This is a genomic window from Deinococcus maricopensis DSM 21211 (assembly GCF_000186385.1).
GTDB classification, from domain to species: domain Bacteria; phylum Deinococcota; class Deinococci; order Deinococcales; family Deinococcaceae; genus Deinococcus_B; species Deinococcus_B maricopensis.
The window spans coordinates 570,391-585,192 of sequence record NC_014958.1 but is presented as its reverse complement, the minus strand read 5'-3'; the positions used below and the strand labels follow the sequence as shown (position 1 = coordinate 585,192).

Sequence of the window (14,802 nt, the reverse complement as noted above, 5' to 3'; positions counted from 1 at the left end):
GTCCTGCACCACGTCCTGCGCCAGCGTTACTCTGACACGGACGCCTCCGCACGGGGGGCATAGCTGGCATCTGTAAAGTACAGCCCGTGCGGGGGCACATTCGGGCCCGCCCCGGACCGCGCCCGGCCCACCAGGATGCCCGCCACGTCGGACGCGCCCAGGCGCCCCTCCCCCACCATCAGCAGGGTGCCCACGATGCCGCGCACCATGTGCCGCAGGAAACTCTCGCCGCGCACATGCACTTCCAGCAGCGGCCCAACCGGGCGGACCTCCAGGGCGTGCAGGCGACGCACCGTCTGCCGCTCCTCGCGCGTGGCGAACGCCGCGAAATCATGCTCGCCGAGCAGCTGCGTCGCCGCCACCTGCATGGCGGCCACGTCCAGCGGGGCGTGGACCAGTAACGCCCGCCCCGCCCAGAGGGGCTGGCGTTGCGGCGCGTTCAGCACCCGGTAGCTGTACGCCCGCTCGGTGCAGCTGAAGCGCGCGTGGAAGTGCGCAGGGGCGGGCGCGGCGTCCAGCACGGCCACGTCGGTCGGCAGGTGGGCGTTCAGGGCGCGCGCGAGGCGCGCTGCGGGGATGCGCGCGGACGCGCTCAGGGCGTCCACGTGCACGGGCATCGCCTCGGCGTGCACGCCCGCGTCCGTACGGCCGGCCGCGACGGGCCGGAATGCCTGCATGCCCAGCGCCTTGAACGCGGCGTGCAGGTCGTCCTGAACGCTGCGGGCGTTCGGCTGGGATTGCCACCCGGCAAAGTGCGTGCCGTCCCACTGCACCGTGAGGCGGTAGCGGACGTGCGCGCTGGGAGGGGCGTATGTGGGGGCCGTCATGGCGCTCAGGGTACGGGATTTCCCGCGCGCGGCAGCGTGCTTGAAGGCTGACGGGCCATGAGGTGCATGTAAGAAAAGTGTGTGATTTTTCAACGTACCTTGGAGGCAACGCCCCCGAGGAGACCCCCCAGCTGTGACCACCTACGTCCCCACCATGATGTTCCCCGGCATTCCGACGCTGCCCGCCGCGCAGACCCTGCCCGAAGGCGAACTGTACACCTTCCGCTTCAACAACGGTTACGGCGCGCACGTCATGCGCGCCCCGAACCTCACCTTCGAGCTGGCCGCGCTCAGCTTCGCGCGCGGTCAGGGGGAGCCCATCTACGACCTGCCGTTCTGCGAGGACGTCGCCATTGACCTCACCATCGAGCAGGCCGCTGCGCTGATCCGCCGTCTGGAGGCGCTGCCGCGCCACCCGCAGCTCAGTGACGCCCTGATGCACGAAGAGTTCTGAGCCGCTGGTCCGGCAGGGCCCGGGCACGCCGCAGCACATGAGGTTTGTTTAAAACCTCCTTGCTGCGGCGCTCACGTTCAGGGTACGCTCGGCGCACATGCGTCAACTTGCCGTGTTCACCGGTCTTCTGGCCACGCTGCTGAGCAGCGCCGCCACGGCCCAGACCCTGGAAGCGCAGCTGGTCAACCGCCTCAACGCCATTCGCGCGCAGGGCGTCACCTGCCCCGGCAGCGGCCGACGCCCCGTCGCGGGCACGCTCAGCTGGACCCCCGCCCTCGCCAGGAGCGCGAACACCCAGGCGGTGTACATGGCCGCCAGTGGCCGCATCACGCACACCGGACAGGACGGCAGCACGCCCCGCGTCCGCGCCGCCAGCGTCGGCGTGAACGCCGTGAGCGTCACCGAAATCATCTACATGAACAGCGGCCTGAGTGCCGACGCGGCCATCAACTGGTGGCTGAACTCCCCCGTGCACTGCTTCTACATGACCGACGCGCGGTACAACCACGTGGGCGCCAGCGTCATCCGCGGCCCGCGCGGCACCGCGTACGTCATGACCCTCAGCAGCCAGCCGAAATAACGCCCGGCGCGCCCTACCGACCAGCCAGGTGCAGGGTCGTGCCCGTCACGCACCACCCGGCCGGCTGCACGAGCATGCGGACGAGCGCGGCCACGTCCCCGGCGCTGAGCGGGCGGGCCTGCCCGGACGGCAGGTCCGCGTGGACGGCGTTCACGGTCAGGCCGCGCCGCGCCGGCTCGGGCGTCCACGCGGGCGGCCCGCCGAGCGTCACGTGCACCAGCCGGCCCTCGCCGCGCTCGCCGAGCCGATCGGCGACGCGCCGGGCGAGCGCGGCGGGCAGGGCGGCGTCCGGGGCGCTGACCGTCACGAGCACGTCCAGGGTGCGGTACACCCACGTGAGTTCGTCGAGGGCGCGGCTCAGGGTGTCCTCGGTGAAGGCGTCATCTAGGGCGAGAAAGATGAAGTCGTTGAGTTCGGCGACGTTCTTCGCCCAGAGGGTCGGGGGGCCCTGCACGGCCACGCGCAGGCCGTCCGCACGCAGGTCGCGCGCGATGGCGAGGCCGACGTCGTCGGTACCGCCGGCAATCAGGGCAACACGGGAGAACATGCCTGAGCTTAGAGCCTGCCCGGGGCCAGGCGCGTGGCCCGGGTCCACGCGCCCTCCAACTTCCTAACGTTCGTTATGCTGGGCGCATGCAGGGGAACCAGCAATGACCAAGGTGTATGAGAGTGGGCGGGCGGCGCTGTCGGACGTGGTGCACGACGGGCAGCTCATCGCGGTGGGCGGCTTCGGGCTGTGCGGCATTCCCGAAGCGCTCATCACCGCGCTGCGCGACACCGGCGCGCGCGACCTCACCGTCGCCAGCAACAACGCCGGCGTCACCGACTTCGGCCTGGGCGTGCTGCTGCACACCCGCCAGATCCGCAAGATGATCAGCAGCTACGTCGGCGAGAACGCCGAATTCGAACGCCAGTACCTCGCCGGCGAACTCGACGTGGAATTCACCCCGCAGGGCACCCTCGCCGAGCGCCTGCGGGCCGGCGGCGCCGGCATTCCCGCCTTCTACACCAAAACCGGCGTGGGCACCCCGGTCGCCGACGGCAAACCCACCGCGGAGTTCGACGGTGAAACGTACCTGCTGGAGCGCGCCATTCGCGCGGACGTCGCCCTGGTCAAGGCCTGGCGGGGCGACCGCGCCGGGAACCTGATTTACCGCAAGACCGCCCGCAACTTCAACCCGATGGTCGCCACCTGCGGGCGCGTCACCATCGCCGAAGTCGAGGAGCTCGTCGAGGTTGGCGAACTCGACCCGGACCAGATTCACACGCCGGGCATCTTCGTGCAGCGCGTCGTCCACCACCCCACCCCCGAGAAACGCATTGAGCAGCGGACGGTGCGTCACTGATGCCCTGGACCCGTGAGCAGATGGCGGCGCGCGCCGCGCAGGAGTTGCAGGACGGCATGTACGTCAACCTCGGCATCGGGCTGCCCACCCTGGTCGCCAACCACCTGCCGCCCGGCGTGAACGTCACGCTGCAGAGCGAGAACGGCCTGCTGGGCATCGGGCCCTTCCCCACCGACGCCGAGGTCGACGCGGACCTGATCAACGCCGGGAAGCAGACCGTGACCGCCACGCCCGGCGCCAGCTTCTTCAGCAGTGCCGACAGCTTCGCCATGATTCGCGGCGGGCACGTGGACGTCGCGATTCTGGGGGCCATGCAGGTCAGCGCGCGCGGGGACCTCGCCAATTGGATGATTCCCGGCAAGATGGTCAAGGGCATGGGCGGCGCCATGGACCTCGTGGCGGGCGTGCGCCGCGTGGTGGTCCTGATGGAACACACCGCCAAGGGCGGCGCCCAGAAGCTCCTGCCGGCGTGCACCCTGCCGCTCACGGGTGTGCGCGTCGTGCACCGCATCATCACGGACCTCGCTGTCCTCGACGTCACCCCCACCGGCCTGCGCCTCGTCGAACTCGCCCCACACGTCTCCTTCGAGGAGCTCCAGCGCAACACCGGGGTCGACATCCAGCAATAAAAAAACCGCCTTCCTCGGCGGTGATAACCTCATATTACCGCCGTATGCAGGATTGATCAAGTCCATGCAGCGAACCGGCCCCTACACTGACGTGTGCCCTGGAGCCATCCCGCGCTGGTCCTGCGCCTGATCCTGCTGCTGATCCTCAACGAGTTCGTCCGCTCCGGCTTCTTCGTGGCGTTCCTGCCCCTCCGGAGCGGCGAATTCGCCCTGACGACCGGCACCGTCGGCCTGATCGTCGGCGGGCACTACCTCGCGGACGCCCTCGCCAAAGGACCCGTCGGCGTCCTCACGGAACGCTGGGGCGTCGGGCGCCTGCTGGTCGCCGCGGCCCTCGCGGGCCTGCTGCTCGTCGCCTTCACCCTCGCCGCGCTGTCCTGGGTGGTGCCGCTCGCCCTCAGCGTCCTGTGGGGCCTCACCTTCACCGCCATGTGGCCCGGCATCATGACCGTCGTCAGCCGCGACGCCCACGAAGGCCAGCAGGCCCGCGCCCTCAGCCTCACGACGCTCAGCGCCACGCCCGGCATCGCCCTCGGCGCCGTCGGCGTCGGCGTCCTGATGCGCAACGCCCCCGCATTCGCCTTCCCGGCCCTGCTCACCGCGCAGGTCCTCGCGCTGCTCGTCGCGCTGAGCCTCGTAAACCTGCGCGTCCCGCCCGCCGCGCGCGCCACCCCCCGACGCTCCTGGGCGGACGTCGCCGGACTGCTCCCTCCCGCCATACTCCAGACGCTCGCGCCCGGCCTGATGATGACGCTGTTCTACCCCTTCCTCGACCGCATCGGCGTGACCTTCCGCGACCTGCTGCTGCCCGGCCTGCTCGCCGCCGCGCTCGCCGCCGCCGTCGTCCCCCTCGCGGGGCGCCTCGCGGACCGCACCGCGCCCCGCACGGCGCTCCTGCCGGGCCTGCTCGCCCTCGCCAGCGCCTTCACGCTCCTCGCCCTCCCCCACCCCGAAACGCGCCTGTACCTGATCCTCCCGCTGTTCGCCGCCGGATTCGCCGCATTCACCGCCGGCTGGAACGGCCTGCTCGACCGCACCCTCCCGCAGGAACACCGCTCCGCCGCGTGGGGCACCGTCATGACCTTCGAAACGCTCGGCTACGCCATCGGCCCGATCATCGGCGGATTCGTGTGGCAGTTCGCAGGCGCGCCCGGCACCTTCGCCCTCGGCGCCGCCCTCTACCTCACCGCGCTGCTGCTGCACGCCCTGCGGCGTACCCGTGCGCGCGCCTCCACCCACGCGGCGGAACTCCCCGGCCACTGACCGCAGCGGCGTACGCTGAGCCATGCCCCGAACTGCGTACGCCGTGCCGCCCCGCCGCGCGGGGGCCCTCACCGTCCCCGCCGGCCAAGCGGGCGCGCTCGCCGGCGCGCCCCTGTCCGCCACCGCCTTGGCCGTCGCGCCCACCGCGGCTGCCGCCCACGCGGTCGCGCCCCTCGGCGCGGGCGCCCTCGCGGGCGCACTCGGCACCCTGAGCAGCCAGTCCCTCGCCCCACTCGCCGTTGGCGCGCAGGCGGTCGCAGCGCTCGCCGTGGGCCTGCAGACCGTCGCGCCCGGCGCCGTCGCAGTGCAGGCCCTCGCGCCCTTCTCGGTGGGCGTGCAGGTCATCGCGCCCGGCGCGGTGGGCGTGCAGCTGGCCGCACCGTTCACGCTAGCCCTCCAGGTGCGTGCGCCGTTCAGCCTGGCGCTGCGGTTCCCAGGGCAACGCGGCCTCAAGGGGCCGCCGGGTCACGCATGAGTGTTATCAAGCGGCGGCTCTGAGCGCCGTGTGATCCATGCCGGGTGCGGACCGGCGCCAATACGCCGAACTGGTGGAGTCAGCATTGAGCTGACTCCGCTCTTTTGAAGTCCCGCGACTCCTCGGCACTTGACCATTCGCCCGGAGGAGCAAGGACACCAGCGGAGACTCATTCCAATCAAAAGTCATACGTATGGCGCAGTACTCTGACCGGTCTTTTTCTATCCGTGACATTTCCTTTTGTCATAAGCACAGCCAGAGGGGTTTATGCCTTGTGTGCTGTGGCGCTTATTGCTACGCACTCGATCGACGTCGCCGCATACAAGGAAAACGGTGATGATCTACGTCTTCGAGAACACCGGTTTTATGTTTCAGGCGTGTCCTTATCCGCTGAAAAGTCTCTTTCAATTCGGCGAAGGCGATCCAAGATCCTCAAATACTCAGTCGGGAGGTTTTTACTCCCAAGCCACTCATTCTCTGCGATTTCCACTGAAGACCGTGATTACCTACCCGGATCAAAGCATGATGTTCCAAGGCGCGAACGCAACCTATTCCAGCAGCCGTGACGACCACGATCAGGTGGCCATCCATGTCCGCGAGTCCTCACGAGTGACCACGTACGCAGTTCAAGATCCGAACCTGAGCCGGTTTTCTTACTGAAACGACCTCAGTGCCAGAAGCAGGTCACGCTGGAGAACCAGCGTCCTGTTCAGCGAGGATCTCACCAGTGCGAATCGCCGCGAGCAACCGCGCGTGGTCCCGCTCGGCGACGTCCGCGTAGGTCACCGCGAACGCCGCGACGCTCGCCTCGAACCCCTCCCCCTTGCCGAGGTAGCCGCCCACCCGCACGGCGTCCCCGGTGCGCGCGTGTGCGCGGGCAAGCGCCCACGCGCACAGCTCGGCGTACTCCTCCAGACCGCGCGGCGACACGCCTTCCAGTTCGAAACTGCCCTTCATGTCCCGCAGTTGCCGCACGTAGAACGCGTGGTCCCCGCGCGTCGCCCAGCCGAGAAACGGATCACCAGCGGCCTGCATCAGGCGCTGCCCACGCACGATGCGGTGCGCGGCGTTGCGCGCGCCGCACGGCGCCGTGAACGGCTCCAGCACGCTCGCGCGGGCTTCCTTGACCTGCAGGAACAGCACGTCGTCCGGGTTCTGGCCGTCGTCGGCGAGGAGCAGCAGCACCAGCACGCGCCGTCCGGCGCTGCCCACGCCCGTGACCTTCAACGCCCAGTCGGTCAGGTGGTAGCGGGCGAGGAGCACCCGGCGGTCCTCGGGGACGCTTTCGAAGTACCCGAGGCGGACTTCCTCCACCCACGCTTCTGCGTCCGGGTCGTTCGGGTGCGTGAGCAGCGGCGGCTCGTCGCGCACGCGCCAGCGTCCGTCCGGGCCGCGCGTCGCGAAGCGCGCGAGGGCGTGCTGCCCGGTGCGTTTGCGGGCGGTGCGGAACATCGCGTCGGTGAACGCGTCGTGGGCGGTGTCCGCGAGCGCTTCGTGCGCGTCAATGCGGTCGTACCAGATGTCCAAGTGCGTCATGTCCGCGTACGTGCGGGTGTGCAGGCGGTACGCGCGGGCGGCGCTGAGGGCGGCGTGCCGCGCGTCCGCTTCGCTGTGTCCGGCGGCGCGCGCGGCCAGCACGAGGCTGGCCGCGAGGCGTTTCACGTCCCACTCCCACGGGGCGGGGTGCGTTTCGTCGAAGTCGTTCAGGTCGAAGACGAGGTTGCGTTCGGCGGTGGCGAACGCGCCGAAGTTCGCGCAGTGCGCGTCGCCGCTCGCCTGGACGGGCCAGCCGGTGGTGGGCGTGCCGGACAGGTCGAAGGCCATCAGGCCGGCGGTGCCGCGGTAGAACGCGAACGGGCTGGCGCTCAGGCGCCCGTACCGCAGGGCGAGCAGGTGCGGGAGGACGCTGCGGTCGTTCGCGCGCAGGACCTGCAGCGGGTCGGGGCGGTCCGGGCTTGGCGTGAACGTCGCGTGGTGGCGGCGTGGGACGGCCTGCCGGCGCGCTTTGCCTTCGGCGTGCCGGTCCGCGCGGGACGCCTGGGGCGTCGTGGGCAGGACGTGCTGGGGCATGCCGTATCAGAGCACAGTGGCGCCGACAGGGTGGAGCAGGGGGGTAAGACGCACGGATGGAGTTGGTGCGGGCCGTGGACCTGACGGCGTGGCGTGCGGACGCAGACGCGTTCCTGCGGGCGCAGGAAGTCCTGCATGTCCTGATGCTGGGCGTCGCGGGCGGCGCGCAGACCGCGCGGTTCGCAGCGACCGTACGGGAGGGGAGGCAGGTGATTGGCGCGGCGCTCGCGGTGGGCGACCGGCTGCTTCTGTCGGACGGCCCGCCGGAGGCGTTCGAGGTGCTGGCGAGCGCGGCGCTGGGTGGAGCCGCGCGAGTCATGGGCCCGCCCGAGAGCGTGCACGCCCTGCTCACGGCGGGTGGGGCTGCGGCGCCCCTGGCGCGTGAGGCCTGTACGCCATTCACGAGCCGCCGCGCGGGCCGGACGCGCCCGGCGCGTGCCGCGCGGCGACCCTGGATGACCTGCCTGTGTTGAGCGGCTTGCTGCGGGCGTTCTCGGCGGAGGCCCTGCCGGGCGACCCGCCCATGACGGCGGGGGCCGCCGAGGCGCACCTCCGCGCGGGCATCACGGTGGGCTCGTTTTTCGTGTGGGTCGTGAACGGCGAGGTAGAGGCGCACACTGCCCTGACGGGGCCGACGCGCGCGGTGGGCGGGGGGGCCGCGTGAACGCCGTGTACACCCGTCCGGCGGTGTGCGGGCGCGGGTACGCCGGGGCCCTGACGGCGGCCGTGACGCGGGAGGCGTTCGCGGCGGGCCGAGCGTTCGTGGCGCTGTACACGGACCTCACGAACCTGGTCAGCCACCGCGTGTACCGCCGTCTCGGGTACACGTGGGTCGGCGCGAGCCCTCACGCGCGGGTGCAGGACGCACATCTAAAGATTCGGCGGTATGCCCGTTTTCCGCGCGGGCGGTACACTGGGCCTCAATGGAGCGTCCTGGGTCGCGACGGAGGTGGGCGTGAATTACGCGGCGACGCTGGCAGTGCTGGTGATCCTGTCGTTCTTCTTTCCGCTGGTCGTGCGCATCGCGAACGAGTACGGCGTGCCGGAGACGGTCATCACGATCGCGGTCCTGGCGGCGCTGACGTTCCTGGTGTCGAGCGGCATCATCCGCTGGCGCGTGGGGCGGCACCGCACGGACCTGGAACGCCTGGACACGGCGCGCGCCCAGGTGCTGATGGACCCGGAGGACCCGCGCGCGTACTACGTGGACGGCGAGCACCTCGCGCAGATGCTCCTGAAGCTGGACCGTCGGCGCGAGGCGGCGCAGATCGTGGACCGTTACGCGTGCCTGGGTGGCGCGCGCGAGAGTGAGATCGTGGCCCTGCGTGAGGCGCTCACCCGCACGGAATGGTACCGGAGGAGGAATTCGTGAAGGCGTACAAAGGCATCGTGGAGGACGGCGTGGTGGTCCTCGTGGAGGGCGTGCAGCTGCCGGAGGGAACGATCGTGACCGTGACGGTCGGCGAGGCGGAGCTGCTGCGCGCGCGCATCACGAACGCCCTGCGCGGGAAGCGGAAGGTGAAGGTCCGCATGAAACCGGTTACGCCGGGCCTCGTCATGAACGCCGCGCCGACCGAGGAGTGACGCGGTGACCGTGGACGCGCAGGACCGTGGCGTGCGGGTGTGGCTGGTGCCGACCCCGGTGGGGAACCTCGGGGACATTACGTTCCGGGCGGTGGAGGTGCTGCGCGGCGCGGACGCGGTGGCGTGCGAGGACACGCGCCGCACCGGTGCGCTGCTCACGCACCTGGGCGTGAGCCGACCGCTGGTGCGCCTGGACGCGCACACCATGGGGCGGGCGGGCAGCGTGCTGGAACGCTACCCGCGCCTCGCGTACGTGTCGGACGCGGGCACGCCGGGCGTGTCCGACCCGGGTGCAGAACTGGTGCGCGTGGCGCTCGATGCGGGCGGGGACGTGGAGGTCCTGCCGGGCGCGACGGCGTTCGTGCCGGCGCTGGTGCTGTCGGGCCTGCCGACCGCGCGCTTCACGTTCGAGGGGTTCCTGCCGCGCAGCGGCCGGGACCGGCGGGAGCGGCTCGCGGCGGTCGCGGCGCGCGCGGAAACGACGATTCTGTACGAGAGCCCGCACCGCCTCGCGGACACGCTGGCCGACCTCGCGGGGGCGTGCGGCGCGGCGCGGCGCGCGTCGGTCACGCGGGAACTCAGCAAGAAGTTCGAGGAGACGGCGCGCGGCTCCCTCGCGGAACTCGCGGCGCGCTTCGCGGAGGGCGTGCGCGGCGAGATCGTGGTCGTTGTGGAAGGCTGCCCCGTCACGGACGACGCGGGGGTGGACATTGCCGATCTGGAGGGGCTCGCGGTGGACCTGGCCGGGCAGGGGAAGTCCGCGCGAGATATACGTGACTTGTTGCAGGCGCAGGGTTTACGTAAAAATGACGCTTACGAACTGGCCGTGCGTGCCGTGAACGCGGCGCGCACGCCCTGAACGTCAACCCCGGAGGCCCCCTCATGACCATCAAACGCATCGCCGTGCTCACCAGCGGAGGGGACGCCCCCGGCATGAACGCCGCGATCCGCGCCGTCGTCCGCTCCGCCACCTCAAACGGCATCGAAGTCGTCGGCGTCCGCCGCGGCTTCCAGGGCCTGCACGAAGGCGACATGAGCCTGCTCGGCCCGCGCGACGTCGCCAACACCATTCAGCGCGGCGGTACCATCCTGCTCACCGCCCGCAGCCGCACGTGGCGCAGCCCCGAAGGCCGCGCACTCGGCGCCGAACACCTCCGCAAGTGGCACGTGGACGGCCTCGTCGTCATCGGCGGCGACGGCTCCTTCCACGGCGCGCACTACCTCATGGAAGAACACGGCATCCCCGTGATCGGCCTGCCCGGCACCATCGACAACGACCTGTACGGCACCGACCACACCATCGGGTACTTCACGGCCGTCGAAACCGCCCTGGACGCCGTCGACAAGCTCCGCGACACCGGCGCCAGCCACGAACGCATCTTTGTCATCGAGGTCATGGGCCGCCACGCCGGCCACATTGCCCTGGACGTCGCCATCGCCGGCGGCGCCGAGGAAGTCTTCATTCCCGAGGACGAGAAGCCGGTGGCGGACATCGTGCACGTTATTCAGGAGAGCCTGCGCAAGGGCAAGGCGAGCAGCATCGTGATCGTCGCCGAGGGGTACCCGGGCGGCGCGATGGGCGTCGCGAAAGCCATCGAGGACGGCACGGGCCTGGAAACGCGCGTCAGCATCCTCGGGCACATCCAGCGTGGCGGCACGCCGGTCAGCAGTGACCGCATCCTCGCGTCGCGCCTCGGGGAGGCCGCCGTGCAGGCCTTCATGGACGGCATTTCCGGCGTGATGGTGGGCCGCACGAACGGCGAGATCAGCTACACGCCGCTGCAGGACACCTGGGAGAAACGCAAGGACGTGAACCGCGACCTGTACCGCTGCGCGAAACTGCTCAGCGTCTGAGCGCGCACGTGCAGGCGGGGCCACTGGGTGTTCCCCGGTGGCCCCCGCTGTTGCTGACGCGAGGGTGCCGGGTGCAGGGCACGTCTGACGGCCCGGGCATGCGTTGACACTGGGAGTTCCCTTTGCTACATTACCTTTCGCCTAAGCAAGGGCGCACGGGAGTAGCTCAGTTGGTTAGAGCGCACGCCTGATAAGCGTGAGGTCGGCAGTTCAAATCTGCCCTTCCGTACCAGAAAGAGAAAACCCTGTCCTAGTGGCAGGGTTTTCTTGTTTTTCGGTTCGCCATCAGTACCTTACGCCTCCTCTGTCGTGCGCTCCCCAATAGAAGCCAAACACTGTCGGAAAGGAGCAGACGCATGGAAGCCACTGCCCTCTACGAACAGTTCGCTTATCACCTCCGAATTAAGCGCCGTAGCAAAAACACCCTGAATTTCTATGACGTATCCCGGAGGACACTCCATCGGTTCTTGGAGCAAGAAGGCATCACGCCGGATACTGACGAGCTTACCGTTACTCATCTCCGAGCTTTCCTTGTTTGGTTGGGAGATCAAGGTTTAGGCCCTGGAGGCATTCACGCTCAAGCAAGAGCACTCAAAGCGGTATTCAACTGGGGATTCAGGGAAGAGTTGTTAACCCGGAACCCTGCTGTGCGGCTTGAACTCCCGTCGTTGCCTAAGGAGCGCCAGCCAACAGTCACGGTAGAGGTCATGCGAAGCTTGCTGAAGGCCTGTAAAGGCACGGAGAGGCCCCTTAGAGACTCAGCAATCGTCCTGATGCTGCTGGATACCGGATTACGTGTTCACGAGCTTATTGGGCTGAAGTTAGAGGACTTGCAGTTCGAGCGAGGGCTAATCCGTGTGGTTGGCAAGGGGAATAAAGAGCGGTTTGTTCCGGTTGGTTCCAAAGCGATGAGCGCCACCAGTGCCTATCTCCGGCGAGAACGCAAACAGCGCCATCCAGGGGTCCCACACGTTTTCCTCAGCCGGAGCGGTGAAGTCATGACTCGCAGTGGTATCAGCATCCGGCTTGCTAAGCTCGCCAGAAGTACCGGGATAGAGAGAGAGGCTTGTGCCCCTCATGCGTTCCGACGAGGTTTTGCGGTCGAGTTCCTTCGCAATGGTGGCGATGTGTTCACATTGCAGCAAATTATGGGTCATAGCAGCCTTGATATGACCCGTCGCTATGTAACGTTTCTTGACGATGACCTGAAGGCGGCACACTTACGTTTCTCGCCTGTAGATAACCTCTGAAAATATTCCCAGTTGAGTCTCCTACCTGCGCTTGGGTAGGAGACTCCGATTAATTAATCCCAGTAATGCTTGTGAAAATTATTACTAATAGCGGTAACGCTTGTGCCGCTTGTGAAAAAGGAGAGTCAACACACATTTCGAAGCGAAGAAATAGTAAACTTGTTATATGAAAGGAGGGGAAAACACGAGGTTGCCAGACCGGAAATTGTTATCAAGGGCCAAAGAATTTTAGGATGGTGTCTACAACAGTATTTATATATTTCTAGTGGTTTTTAGTTTAAGCACCTATGAATGTATCCAGCAATTGATTGTTGTACTTAGTCACGTCTTGTGTATACGCTGTAGTCATGACCAAGTTAGATAGAGTTCTACCCGTTCGAATCAATCGCCATATGGATGATGCTTTAGAGTTACTCTCGAGGAAGAGTGGCTTTTCAAAGTCTGCTACAGTCCGTTGGTGTACTGCCATGTTTATTGATTATCTAGCCATTAAAGGAGAATTTGATGTTATACCAACCTACTCTGGTTACCAAAGATTTCTACGACATTGTGAAGAAGACGATTCCTGAAGCCCTTGCCGAACCCCGCTTTGCCTGTTTCCTTGACTATCTGCTTTTCAGCCGCTTTCTGGACGAAGATACTAATTATCGAGTTTGCCCTGAGCATCTTCTTGCTGATATGGAGGACTTGAGCCATAAACTTGATGGCAAGAGTCGAAATTACAATAGAGCCACTATCTTTCCCAAAGAATTTGAAGAGGCAACAGGTCTTCATCTCCTTAGCCAAGGTTATAGATTCAAAGATGGTCGGGCGAGCGCATATGAGATTGAGATTATTCCTGAGCCACTAAAAAATGCTCTTCAACTAGAACTACTCCATCCGCCCACTGATAAATCTCAGGGTGTTTATTTGGAGCGGGGCAAGCCCCTTAGTCTATCGGAACGACAGGATAAAAAACGGACGTTTATAGAGCGGAAAGAAAATTACATGAGCCGCACTGATGTTCCTAGACCTGATGTCTTTTACCTAAACGCATCTAGTCGCACCAGCACTTTTCTCAACCGACAACATAATGCTCGTCAAAAAGCTGCTGAGTCAGCAATTGAGGCTCTGCCAATATACGATGCTGACGGAAAAGCAAAACGTGGATATGTGAGTCAGATGCTCAGCTATCTACCAGATACTTTTGAGCCTTTTTACGAAGCCAAAGGCGACACGCACCGCATCTATACCAATGGCACGAGCTTGCAGAATCTCCCTTCTACCGTCCGAAAAGCAATTCTCGCTCCTTCTAAAAACTATGACCTCAAAGCCGCTCAACTCGCCATCATGGCTAAGCACTGGGAAGTTAGTGAGCTTCAGGCTCTACTTGAAAACGGTGAGGTCTGGAATACTCTTTGCCTCAGTCTAGGCGTACCGATAGGGGAAAAGGGCAAAATTAAGCGCCTAGTGTACTCGACTGCGTTTGGAATGAGTCCTGACAACTTAGCCATTCTCTACGGTCAGGCTTTGGGTCAGTTAAACTCCGACGCCACCAAAAATCGTCCAGACGAGAAAGCCCGTGCTCATTATCTGAACCTTCTCGAAAGCAATAAATATTTGGGGGCACTCCTACAAGGCCGCAAACGAGCTGCCAAAAGGATTAGCAGTACAAAGACAGCGAGAGATGCCGATGGCAAGGAACATAAACCAAGGGATTTCAGCAAAAGCATGGTTGGCGGTGGAAAATACCGAAGCATGCTGGCTTTCGAAATGCAGAGCCGAGAAAAATGGTTAATGCAGCCTGTGATTGACTTTGCTCAAGAGAACGAAGGGAAGATGCTGATTACCCTCTGGCTACACGATGGCGTCTACATCCACTTCTTCAAAGATGACCGCTCGGGGAAATTGGAGAAAGAAATGATTCGCCGGGTGAATGCGAGGGCGGAAGAGGCGGGCTATGCCACATCACTCGTACTTGATGCTTAACCTCAATACTTCACAGCCTGTGACGGCATCCGCCTAGAATCTGCCTTTGTGGAGCTTCAATACAACGATTTACAACAAAGGCTGGGGCAAAAATCCTAGCCAGGAGAATGAATTTTAATGGACAATCAACTCGAAAAAAATTATCAGGAAGCCCTGCACAAAACGCTAGACGCCCTGCTGGTGGCTACTTCCACGCTTGCGCTTATGAATGGGAACGCCACGCTCAAAAGCTCCTCTACGCAAAACTTTTCCAACGCAGTTCCTTCCGCTACTCCCACCCCAGGCGCAACGTATAAAAAACGTACGCAGCTTTTCTTGGATACGGGGGAAGAGCGGACAGTAGTAGCTACATACAAGCTCAACCTCAATAACCAATGGGAGCTTATGGATGTAAGGATTGAGGATGCTCCAGCAGCTTGACAACCCCTATGGAGACGACATCGCCATCCTACATTGCCGGTTTGACGTCTCCAAGGCGACGGTTCGGCAGGCACCTAGACGG

The 14,802-nt window shown here is 65.2% G+C and carries 20 protein-coding genes, 1 tRNA gene and 1 pseudogene; 19 read left to right on the top strand and 3 right to left on the bottom strand.

Annotated features, from left to right (window positions below; translation table 11 throughout):
• Positions 1-26: 26 nt before the first annotated feature.
• Positions 27-827: a tRNA pseudouridine(38-40) synthase TruA gene (truA, locus tag DEIMA_RS02520; protein ID WP_013555662.1), complete on the bottom strand. Its 801-nt coding sequence runs from the start codon at positions 825-827 to the stop codon at positions 27-29.
• Between the two features lie 133 nt (positions 828-960).
• On the opposite strand from truA, the gene DEIMA_RS02515 reads away from it, so the two are divergent.
• Positions 961-1,281, top strand: coding sequence for a hypothetical protein (locus DEIMA_RS02515; RefSeq protein ID WP_013555661.1), 321 nt, complete (start codon positions 961-963; stop codon positions 1,279-1,281).
• Positions 1,282-1,378: 97 nt separating this feature from the next.
• Complete coding sequence (locus DEIMA_RS02510) at positions 1,379-1,861, top strand: CAP domain-containing protein (RefSeq protein ID WP_013555660.1); 483 nt, start codon at positions 1,379-1,381, stop codon at positions 1,859-1,861.
• Positions 1,862-1,874: 13 nt separating this feature from the next.
• Here DEIMA_RS02510 and DEIMA_RS02505 read toward each other — a convergent pair whose 3' ends face one another.
• The gene (locus DEIMA_RS02505; protein WP_043816396.1) at positions 1,875-2,408 is read right to left on the bottom strand and encodes a hypothetical protein; all 534 of its coding nucleotides are present in this window, start codon (positions 2,406-2,408) and stop codon (positions 1,875-1,877) included.
• 103 nt (positions 2,409-2,511) lie between these two features.
• Here DEIMA_RS02505 and DEIMA_RS02500 point away from each other — a divergent pair, with 103 nt between their 5' ends.
• The 5 genes from DEIMA_RS02500 (at position 2,512) to DEIMA_RS17720 (ending at position 6,234) form a co-directional block, all read left to right on the top strand.
• Positions 2,512-3,207 carry a CoA transferase subunit A gene (locus tag DEIMA_RS02500; RefSeq protein WP_013555658.1) on the top strand — a complete coding sequence of 232 codons (696 nt, stop codon included), beginning with the start codon at positions 2,512-2,514 and terminating at the stop codon, positions 3,205-3,207.
• The gene (locus DEIMA_RS02495) at positions 3,207-3,836 is read left to right on the top strand and encodes a CoA transferase subunit B (protein ID WP_013555657.1); all 630 of its coding nucleotides are present in this window, start codon (positions 3,207-3,209) and stop codon (positions 3,834-3,836) included. Before DEIMA_RS02500 ends, DEIMA_RS02495 begins: the two co-directional genes overlap by 1 nt.
• Positions 3,837-3,929: 93 nt before the next feature.
• On the top strand, positions 3,930-5,099 hold the full coding sequence (locus DEIMA_RS02490; protein WP_013555656.1) for an MFS transporter: 1,170 nt from the start codon (positions 3,930-3,932) through the stop codon (positions 5,097-5,099).
• Between the two features lie 22 nt (positions 5,100-5,121).
• The gene (locus DEIMA_RS02485; protein WP_013555655.1) at positions 5,122-5,574 is read left to right on the top strand and encodes a hypothetical protein; all 453 of its coding nucleotides are present in this window, start codon (positions 5,122-5,124) and stop codon (positions 5,572-5,574) included.
• Between the two features lie 336 nt (positions 5,575-5,910).
• Entirely contained in the window at positions 5,911-6,234 is a 324-nt protein-coding gene (locus tag DEIMA_RS17720) for a hypothetical protein (protein WP_148234881.1), read from the top strand.
• Positions 6,235-6,258: 24 nt separating this feature from the next.
• Here DEIMA_RS17720 and DEIMA_RS02480 read toward each other — a convergent pair whose 3' ends face one another.
• Complete coding sequence (locus DEIMA_RS02480; RefSeq protein ID WP_013555654.1) at positions 6,259-7,644, bottom strand: DUF2252 domain-containing protein; 1,386 nt, start codon at positions 7,642-7,644, stop codon at positions 6,259-6,261.
• A 56-nt stretch (positions 7,645-7,700) separates the two neighbouring features.
• Between DEIMA_RS02480 and DEIMA_RS02475 the strand changes: the two genes are divergently transcribed.
• The 12 genes and pseudogenes from DEIMA_RS02475 (at position 7,701) to DEIMA_RS17705 (ending at position 14,720) form a co-directional block, all read left to right on the top strand.
• Entirely contained in the window at positions 7,701-8,117 is a 417-nt protein-coding gene (locus DEIMA_RS02475) for a hypothetical protein (RefSeq protein ID WP_043816393.1), read from the top strand.
• Positions 8,111-8,308, top strand: a complete 198-nt coding sequence (locus DEIMA_RS02470) for a hypothetical protein (RefSeq protein WP_043816391.1) — start codon at positions 8,111-8,113, stop codon at positions 8,306-8,308. The genes DEIMA_RS02475 and DEIMA_RS02470 overlap by 7 nt, the downstream gene beginning before the upstream one ends.
• Positions 8,230-8,412: pseudogene (locus DEIMA_RS18935) on the top strand (GNAT family N-acetyltransferase); the annotation flags it as partial. The gene DEIMA_RS02470 and the pseudogene DEIMA_RS18935, both read left to right, overlap by 79 nt.
• Before the next feature lie 187 nt (positions 8,413-8,599).
• The gene (locus tag DEIMA_RS02465) at positions 8,600-9,016 is read left to right on the top strand and encodes a hypothetical protein (RefSeq protein WP_043817020.1); all 417 of its coding nucleotides are present in this window, start codon (positions 8,600-8,602) and stop codon (positions 9,014-9,016) included.
• The gene (locus DEIMA_RS02460; RefSeq protein WP_043817019.1) at positions 9,013-9,228 is read left to right on the top strand and encodes a hypothetical protein; all 216 of its coding nucleotides are present in this window, start codon (positions 9,013-9,015) and stop codon (positions 9,226-9,228) included. Before DEIMA_RS02465 ends, DEIMA_RS02460 begins: the two co-directional genes overlap by 4 nt.
• A 4-nt stretch (positions 9,229-9,232) precedes the next feature.
• The gene (gene rsmI / locus DEIMA_RS02455) at positions 9,233-10,087 is read left to right on the top strand and encodes a 16S rRNA (cytidine(1402)-2'-O)-methyltransferase (protein ID WP_013555651.1); all 855 of its coding nucleotides are present in this window, start codon (positions 9,233-9,235) and stop codon (positions 10,085-10,087) included.
• A gap of 23 nt (positions 10,088-10,110) precedes the next feature.
• Entirely contained in the window at positions 10,111-11,082 is a 972-nt protein-coding gene (pfkA, locus tag DEIMA_RS02450) for a 6-phosphofructokinase (protein ID WP_013555650.1), read from the top strand.
• A gap of 155 nt (positions 11,083-11,237) precedes the next feature.
• Positions 11,238-11,314: transfer RNA gene (locus tag DEIMA_RS02445), tRNA-Ile, on the top strand.
• 124 nt (positions 11,315-11,438) lie between these two features.
• A complete protein-coding gene (locus tag DEIMA_RS17190) occupies positions 11,439-12,332 on the top strand; it encodes a tyrosine-type recombinase/integrase (protein WP_013555649.1) in 894 nt (297 codons plus the stop codon).
• Positions 12,333-12,679: 347 nt separating this feature from the next.
• Positions 12,680-12,901 carry a hypothetical protein gene (locus DEIMA_RS17715; RefSeq protein ID WP_148234880.1) on the top strand — a complete coding sequence of 74 codons (222 nt, stop codon included), beginning with the start codon at positions 12,680-12,682 and terminating at the stop codon, positions 12,899-12,901.
• The gene (locus DEIMA_RS17710; RefSeq protein ID WP_148234879.1) at positions 12,882-14,300 is read left to right on the top strand and encodes a hypothetical protein; all 1,419 of its coding nucleotides are present in this window, start codon (positions 12,882-12,884) and stop codon (positions 14,298-14,300) included. Before DEIMA_RS17715 ends, DEIMA_RS17710 begins: the two co-directional genes overlap by 20 nt.
• Before the next feature lie 117 nt (positions 14,301-14,417).
• On the top strand, positions 14,418-14,720 hold the full coding sequence (locus DEIMA_RS17705) for a hypothetical protein (RefSeq protein WP_148234878.1): 303 nt from the start codon (positions 14,418-14,420) through the stop codon (positions 14,718-14,720).
• Positions 14,721-14,802 lie beyond the last annotated feature (82 nt).

Excerpts from the sequence above, each read along its gene's own strand:
- DEIMA_RS17190 (WP_013555649.1), top strand. The coding sequence starts at position 11,439 with ATGGAAGCCACTGCCCTCTACGAACAGTTCGCTTATCACCTCCGAATT.
- pfkA (WP_013555650.1), top strand. The coding sequence starts at position 10,111 with ATGACCATCAAACGCATCGCCGTGCTCACCAGCGGAGGGGACGCCCCC.
- DEIMA_RS17720 (WP_148234881.1), top strand. The coding sequence starts at position 5,911 with ATGATCTACGTCTTCGAGAACACCGGTTTTATGTTTCAGGCGTGTCCT.
- truA (WP_013555662.1), bottom strand. The coding sequence starts at position 827 with ATGACGGCCCCCACATACGCCCCTCCCAGCGCGCACGTCCGCTACCGC.
- DEIMA_RS02485 (WP_013555655.1), top strand. The coding sequence starts at position 5,122 with ATGCCCCGAACTGCGTACGCCGTGCCGCCCCGCCGCGCGGGGGCCCTC.
- DEIMA_RS02505 (WP_043816396.1), bottom strand. The coding sequence starts at position 2,408 with ATGTTCTCCCGTGTTGCCCTGATTGCCGGCGGTACCGACGACGTCGGC.
- DEIMA_RS17705 (WP_148234878.1), top strand. The coding sequence starts at position 14,418 with ATGGACAATCAACTCGAAAAAAATTATCAGGAAGCCCTGCACAAAACG.
- DEIMA_RS02480 (WP_013555654.1), bottom strand. The coding sequence starts at position 7,644 with ATGCCCCAGCACGTCCTGCCCACGACGCCCCAGGCGTCCCGCGCGGAC.
- DEIMA_RS02500 (WP_013555658.1), top strand. The coding sequence starts at position 2,512 with ATGACCAAGGTGTATGAGAGTGGGCGGGCGGCGCTGTCGGACGTGGTG.
- DEIMA_RS02510 (WP_013555660.1), top strand. The coding sequence starts at position 1,379 with ATGCGTCAACTTGCCGTGTTCACCGGTCTTCTGGCCACGCTGCTGAGC.
- DEIMA_RS02475 (WP_043816393.1), top strand. The coding sequence starts at position 7,701 with ATGGAGTTGGTGCGGGCCGTGGACCTGACGGCGTGGCGTGCGGACGCA.
- DEIMA_RS17715 (WP_148234880.1), top strand. The coding sequence starts at position 12,680 with ATGACCAAGTTAGATAGAGTTCTACCCGTTCGAATCAATCGCCATATG.
- DEIMA_RS02495 (WP_013555657.1), top strand. The coding sequence starts at position 3,207 with ATGCCCTGGACCCGTGAGCAGATGGCGGCGCGCGCCGCGCAGGAGTTG.